General features: G+C 67.1%; 3 protein-coding genes and 1 pseudogene. 2 read left to right on the top strand and 2 right to left on the bottom strand.

Translation table 11 applies throughout. The annotated features are described in order from the left end of the window. A pseudogene (locus AKL29_RS45730) lies at positions 1 to 175 on the top strand (dicarboxylate/amino acid:cation symporter); the annotation flags it as partial. A gap of 70 nt (positions 176 to 245) precedes the next feature. On the opposite strand, the gene AKL29_RS29285 reads toward AKL29_RS45730, so the two are convergent. Together AKL29_RS29285 and AKL29_RS29280 are read right to left on the bottom strand one after the other, a co-directional pair. Further along, complete coding sequence (locus tag AKL29_RS29285; RefSeq protein WP_050386559.1) at positions 246 to 1,478, bottom strand: NAD(P)/FAD-dependent oxidoreductase; 1,233 nt, start codon at positions 1,476 to 1,478, stop codon at positions 246 to 248. 106 nt (positions 1,479 to 1,584) lie between these two features. Next, a complete protein-coding gene (locus AKL29_RS29280; RefSeq protein WP_430648900.1) occupies positions 1,585 to 4,113 on the bottom strand; it encodes an Rne/Rng family ribonuclease in 2,529 nt (842 codons plus the stop codon). Between the two features lie 27 nt (positions 4,114 to 4,140). On the opposite strand from AKL29_RS29280, the gene AKL29_RS46375 reads away from it, so the two are divergent. Then, on the top strand, positions 4,141 to 4,866 hold the full coding sequence (locus AKL29_RS46375; RefSeq protein WP_283809429.1) for a hypothetical protein: 726 nt from the start codon (positions 4,141 to 4,143) through the stop codon (positions 4,864 to 4,866). The last annotated feature ends 772 nt before the right edge of the window (positions 4,867 to 5,638 follow it).

Raw genomic sequence — 5,638 nt, 5'->3', positions numbered from 1 at the left:
CGGCATCGACAAGTTCATGAGCGAGTGCCGCGCGCTGACCAATCTGTGCGGCAACGGCGTCGCCTGCGTGATCGTCGCCTGGTGGGAGGGCGAGCTCGACCGCGACAAGCTCAACGCCAATCTCGCCAAGCAGGTCGACCCGACCGACATGGAGACCGCGTTGACGACGGACTAAAGATCCTTGTTTTGACGCGTTTTCTTCACGCGAACCGGAGTCCACTTCGCTCGAAAACGCTTTGTCGACGTCAGAACCGGTCCAGTCGATACGGCGAGGTGTCCACCGCGGATGCCTCGCCGTTCATCGTTTCGGCCAGCACGCGCGCGGTCGCCGGGCCGAGCGTGAAGCCCTGATGGCCGTGACCGAAATTCACCCATAGCCCACGATGGCGCGGCACGGGCCCGAGCACCGGCAGCATGTCGGTCGTGCAGGGGCGGGTGCCGAACCAAGGCTCGGGCTCGACGCGGCTGCCGATCTCGATCAGTTCGCGCGCGGCCGCTTCGGCGTAGCCGAGCTGGATCGGCGTCGCCGGTGCGTCGGGACTGGTCAGCTCCGCGCCGGTGGTGATGCGGATGCCCTTGGCCATCGGCGCCATCGCATATCCATTTGCGGTGTCGACCAGCGGCAGGTCGAGCGAGCGGCCGCCCTGGTAGTGCATGTGGTAGCCGCGCTTGCGCACCAGCGGGATCCGGTAGCCGAACTTGCGCAGCAATTGCGGTGACCACGGCCCGAGCGTGACCACGACGTGGGCGGCATCGATCCGGCCGCCACTGGTGTCGACCGACCAGCCGGACGTCGTCTGCGTCAGCGTCTGGGCATCGCCGCGCAGCAACGTGCCGCCGAGACGCTCGAACAGTCCGGCATAGGCGGAAACAAGCCCGCCGGGGTCCGACACGGTCCAGGGCCCAAGCCAGTGAATGGCGCCGGGCAGGTCGTCACGCAGCAACGGCTCCGCCTTGGCGAGCTCGCGGCCGTCAAGCACGCGAAACGTCACGCCGAAGTCGCGCTGGTTCTCCTCGGCGATTGCAATGGCCTGTTCGAGCGCGGCCGGGTCGCGATGCAGCAGGCGATAGCCGGCGCGGCGGATCAGATTATCGGCATGGGCATCGCGGATCAGCGTGTCGTGCTCCGCGGTGGCGTAGGCGATCAGGCGCGCCCATGCGATGGTGGCTTCACGGTGCCGCTCGGGCGTCGAGTTCCACCAATAGCGCAGCAGCGGGCCGGCGTGCTGCGGCAGCGACGCCAGACGGTAGCGCACGTCGTTGGTGCGCCCCATCGCGATCCGGGCGAGGATGGCGGGATCGCGCGGCATCGGGTAGGGCCGCACCGCCTCGCTCTGGATGATGCCGGCATTGCCGTAGCTGGTTTCGCGGCCCGGTTCCTTGCGGTCGACGAGCGTCACCGACCAGCCGCGACGCTGCAGGTGCAGAGCCGTGCTGACGCCCACCATGCCGCCGCCAAGAACGATCGCGCTTTGCATTGGGATCCGTCTCCGTCAGGCTCCGTTACGCCGGCGTCTGACGAACGGATTGCCTGTTCAATAAAAACGCCCGGCGTGAGCCGGGCGTTCTGACTTGCAGGTGGTGCTAATTGCCGCCGCCGAAGCGGCGCGACCACCAGCCCTTGCGGGCCGGAGCCTCGGCCGCAGCGGCCGGTGCCGGTTCTGGAGCAGCCGCGGCCGGCTCAGGGGCAGCTTCCTCCGCCGGGCTTTGAACCAGCGCCGCTGATGCCTCGGGCTGTGGGCTCGATGCGAAGTTGACCTTTTCGCGCACCGTCGAACGGCGGCGCTGCGCGCGGTCACCTTCGGCAGTGTCCTCGGCGGCAGACGCCGCGGCGGTTTCGGGCTCGGGTGCCGCGACCGGCTCAACAGGTGCGACCTCGGTCGGCTGCCACTCCGGCGGCTCGGCGACCAGTTCGGGCTGCGCCAGCGAGGGAGCCGGCTCCGCATCATGGCTATCGAAATCGGCGACTGCGTCGGAGGCCTCCGACGTCGCCGCCGGGCTCAACTCATCGGAGATCGATCCGGCGAGGCCGTCATCCGGTCCGCCACTGCCGCGCCGGCGGCGGCCGCCACGGCGCCCGCGGCGCCGCGGGCGGCGATCGCCATTGCCGGCCTGGTCGTCGCGGGCAGCGGTCTGCTGCTCGTCGCCTTCGTCCTCATCACCTTCGGCATCGGCGGCGGCAACCGCCTCGGTGCCTTCTGGCAGGACATGCATGAGATCGCCGTCCTCGCGCGGCTGCTGGGCGCCTTCACGCGCCTCGCTGCCGCCACCGCGGCCGCGGCGCCGGCGGCGCCGCTTGCGACGCTGACCGTCGCCTTCGCCCTCGGCGGAGCCCGATTCATCACCGGCCGCCCGCTCGTCGGCGAGACCCTCGGTCTCGTCGGTCTCGATCTCGGCCTCGTATTCGAACAGTTCTTCCTCGTCATCGGCCTCTTCGGCCTGAGCCGGAGCCGCAGCAGTCTGCGCAGCAAGCAGCGCCTTGGCGGCTTCGAGCGTATGCACCTGCTCGCCGCGGTCGATGATGTAGGACTGCTGGCCGTGCACTGTGGCGTCCGCGACGATCGACAGCGAAACCCGGAAGGAGTCTTCGAGGTCGCGCAGATGGCCGCGCTTGTGATTGAGCACGTAGAGCGCGACGTCGGTACGGGTGCGGACCACCAGATTGTGGGTCGCGCCCTTCATCAGGATTTCCTCGATGCCGCGCAGGAGCTGCAGCGCCACCGACGAGACCGAACGGACGTGACCGCTTCCGCCGCATTGCGGGCAGGGCTCCGTCGAGCTTTCGAGCACGCTGGCGCGGATGCGCTGGCGCGACATTTCCAAGAGGCCGAAATGCGAGATACGGCCGACCTGGATCCGCGCGCGGTCCTGGCGTAGGCAGTCGGACAGCTTGCGCTCGACCGCGCGGTTGTTGCGCTTCTCGTCCATGTCGATGAAGTCGATGACGATCAGGCCGGCGAGGTCACGCAGGCGCAATTGGCGCGCGACTTCTTCCGCCGCTTCCAGATTGGTCTTGAGCGCGGTGTCCTCGATATGGTGCTCGCGCGTGGCGCGGCCGGAGTTGACGTCGATCGAGACCAGCGCCTCGGTCTGGTTGATCACGATGTAGCCGCCGGAGCGCAATTGCACGGTCGGCGAGAACATCGCGTCGAGTTGGCTTTCGACGCCCATGCGCGAGAACAGCGGCTGGCCGTCGCGATATTGCTTCACCGCGCGCACATTGGCCGGCATCAGCATCTTCATGAAGTCGCGCGCTTCGCGGTAGCCGGCTTCGCCTGCCACCTGGATCTCGTCGATCTCCTTGTTGTAGAGGTCGCGCAGCGAGCGCTTGATCAGCGAGCCTTCCTCGTAAACCAGCGTCGGCGCCTGCGACTTCAGCGTCAGGTCGCGCACCGTTTCCCACATCCGGATCAGATATTCGAAGTCGCGCTTGATCTCCGGCTTGCTGCGGGAGGCGCCGGCGGTGCGCAGGATGATCCCCATGCCCTCGGGCACGTCGAGATCCTGCACCACTTCCTTCAGCCGCGAACGGTCCTGGGCGGAGGTGATCTTGCGGCTGATGCCGCCGCCGCGCGCGGTGTTGGGCATCAGCACGGCGTAGCGGCCGGCGAGCGACAGATAGGTGGTCAGCGCGGCGCCCTTGTTGCCGCGCTCTTCCTTGACGACCTGCACCAGCATCACCTGCCGGCGCTTGATCACTTCCTGGATCTTGTACTGGCGGCGCGGACGGAATGGGCGCTCCGGAACCTCCTCGAGCACGTCGTCGCCGCCAACTGACTCGACGACGTCCTCTTCCTCGCCTTCCTCGCCGTCATCCTCTTCGTCGTCTTCGCCGGCCTCGTCGCCCGGCCCGGTCTCGGGCGCGACCACCTCGGCGAGCGCGCCATATTCGGCGACCGCGTGCTCATCGGCGGCATGAACCTCGTCGGAAGCCACGTGCGGCGCGTCGTCGGCATGCGCGGCGTTTTCCTCGATCTGCTCCTCATGGGCGCGCTCAGGCTCATGATTGACCTCGACCGTGTCGATGGTCTCGGGCGCGGCCGACGCGGCGGAGGCTTCGACCACAGCAACGACGGGGTCGGACGGGGCGTCGGCAACCGCCGCCTCGCTCACCTCGGGGGCGTGGTCGTGATCATGTGCATGATCGTGGTCGTGATGGTCGTCGTGACCATGATCGTGGTGGCCATGATCGTCGTGGTCATGATCATGCTGATGCTCATGGTCCTCGTGATGCGCATGATCATGCGCCTCATGTTCGTGGCCTTCCTGGGCGACCACGCCGTGATCGTGGTGCCCAGCATCATGTTCATGATGCTCGGCATCGACGGGATGTTCGTGGGCCTCGATGGTGGGCAGCGCCTGCGTGTCGTTCGCGCCCTCGATCACCTCGCTCTGGACGCGCTCGCCATGGCCGCGGCGACGGGCGTTGCGATGGCGCGACCGGCGGCGATGGCCGCGGTTCTCGTGCTCTTCCTCGGCCTCGCGATGGGCGCGCTCGTCGGCTTCAATCAGCGCCTGACGGTCGGCGACCGGGATCTGGTAATAGTCGGGATGGATTTCGCTGAAGGCCAGGAAGCCGTGCCGGTTGCCGCCATACTCGATGAAGGCGGCCTGCAGCGACGGCTCTACGCGCGTAACCTTGGCGAGATAAATGTTGCCGCGCAGCTGCTTGCGCTGGGCGGTCTCGAAATCAAACTCTTCGACGCGATTGCCACGGACCACGACGACCCGGGTCTCTTCCGGGTGGGTGGCATCGATCAACATCTTGTTGGGCATTTTGGAGCTCTTGACGGCGGCGGGCGCGGATCATGGCGCGCGCAAACTGCGCCGCCCGGTGACGCGACGGTCCACCTGATTCGGGGGTGAGGGGAAGGCCGAAACGCATCTCGCGGCGCAGCGCCGGACGGGAACTCACCGGGATGATGCGACGGGCGAAGTTTTCACCTCGCGTCAGCGCGATCATTCGGGGGATCCTGGTCGGCAATACAGTCTGGCGCATTAAGCGTCGGCCCGTCTAAACATGTTGGCGGCGAAAAATACCGCCGTATCTTTTGCTGAAAGCCCCGCCTGGCGCCGAAGCGCCCGCCGGCCATCGCATATCGAGGCCCCAAGGGACCGGATAATCGGTTATGCCGTGTCTCAAACCGTCCCTCTGGCGAGGGAGTGTGCCTGGGACCGGACGCCGCTCGGGCTTGAATCCGCCACTCCGTGTCAGCCGCGCGCGGCGCTGGCTGGGGAGGGACCGGAAAAACACGGCGGGATCTTCGATCAGGAAGGTTCCACCGCTGCACCGGGAGGCTGAACGCGACACAACCGGGAGTACTAGCCGTCAGCACCTCGTACATACGTGGATTGACCGCCGCGTGCAAGGGAAGCGTCACGCCGCCGCAACACTCGGTTCTTTTCGCCGGAGCGTCATTAGGGAGCGATTAACCGTGTGGTTCTAATGCGGTAAGAAGCAGCTGGGAGGCTACGAATCGGGTGGCGAACCGCGCAAAACACCTTGTTTTTCTGGGATGCGGGCTGTTGTGCGCCGCAACATGGGTGTTTGCCATTGCCGGCGCCCCGAGCGCCGCCGAGGGACCGCAGAACGGCCAGCCTGCGCCGGCCGCGAGCGCCCCGAATTTCCCTGTCGCAT

The sequence above is a fragment of the Bradyrhizobium pachyrhizi genome, from assembly GCF_001189245.1.
In the GTDB taxonomy this organism is placed as follows: Bacteria; Pseudomonadota; Alphaproteobacteria; order Rhizobiales; family Xanthobacteraceae; genus Bradyrhizobium; species Bradyrhizobium pachyrhizi.
Note: the sequence above shows the minus strand (reverse complement) of the source record. Positions and strands in the feature narration are given on the sequence as shown.

Excerpts from the sequence above, each read along its gene's own strand:
- AKL29_RS29285 (WP_050386559.1), bottom strand. The coding sequence starts at position 1,478 with ATGCAAAGCGCGATCGTTCTTGGCGGCGGCATGGTGGGCGTCAGCACG.
- AKL29_RS46375 (WP_283809429.1), top strand. The coding sequence starts at position 4,141 with ATGATCGTGGTCGTGATGGTCGTCGTGACCATGATCGTGGTGGCCATG.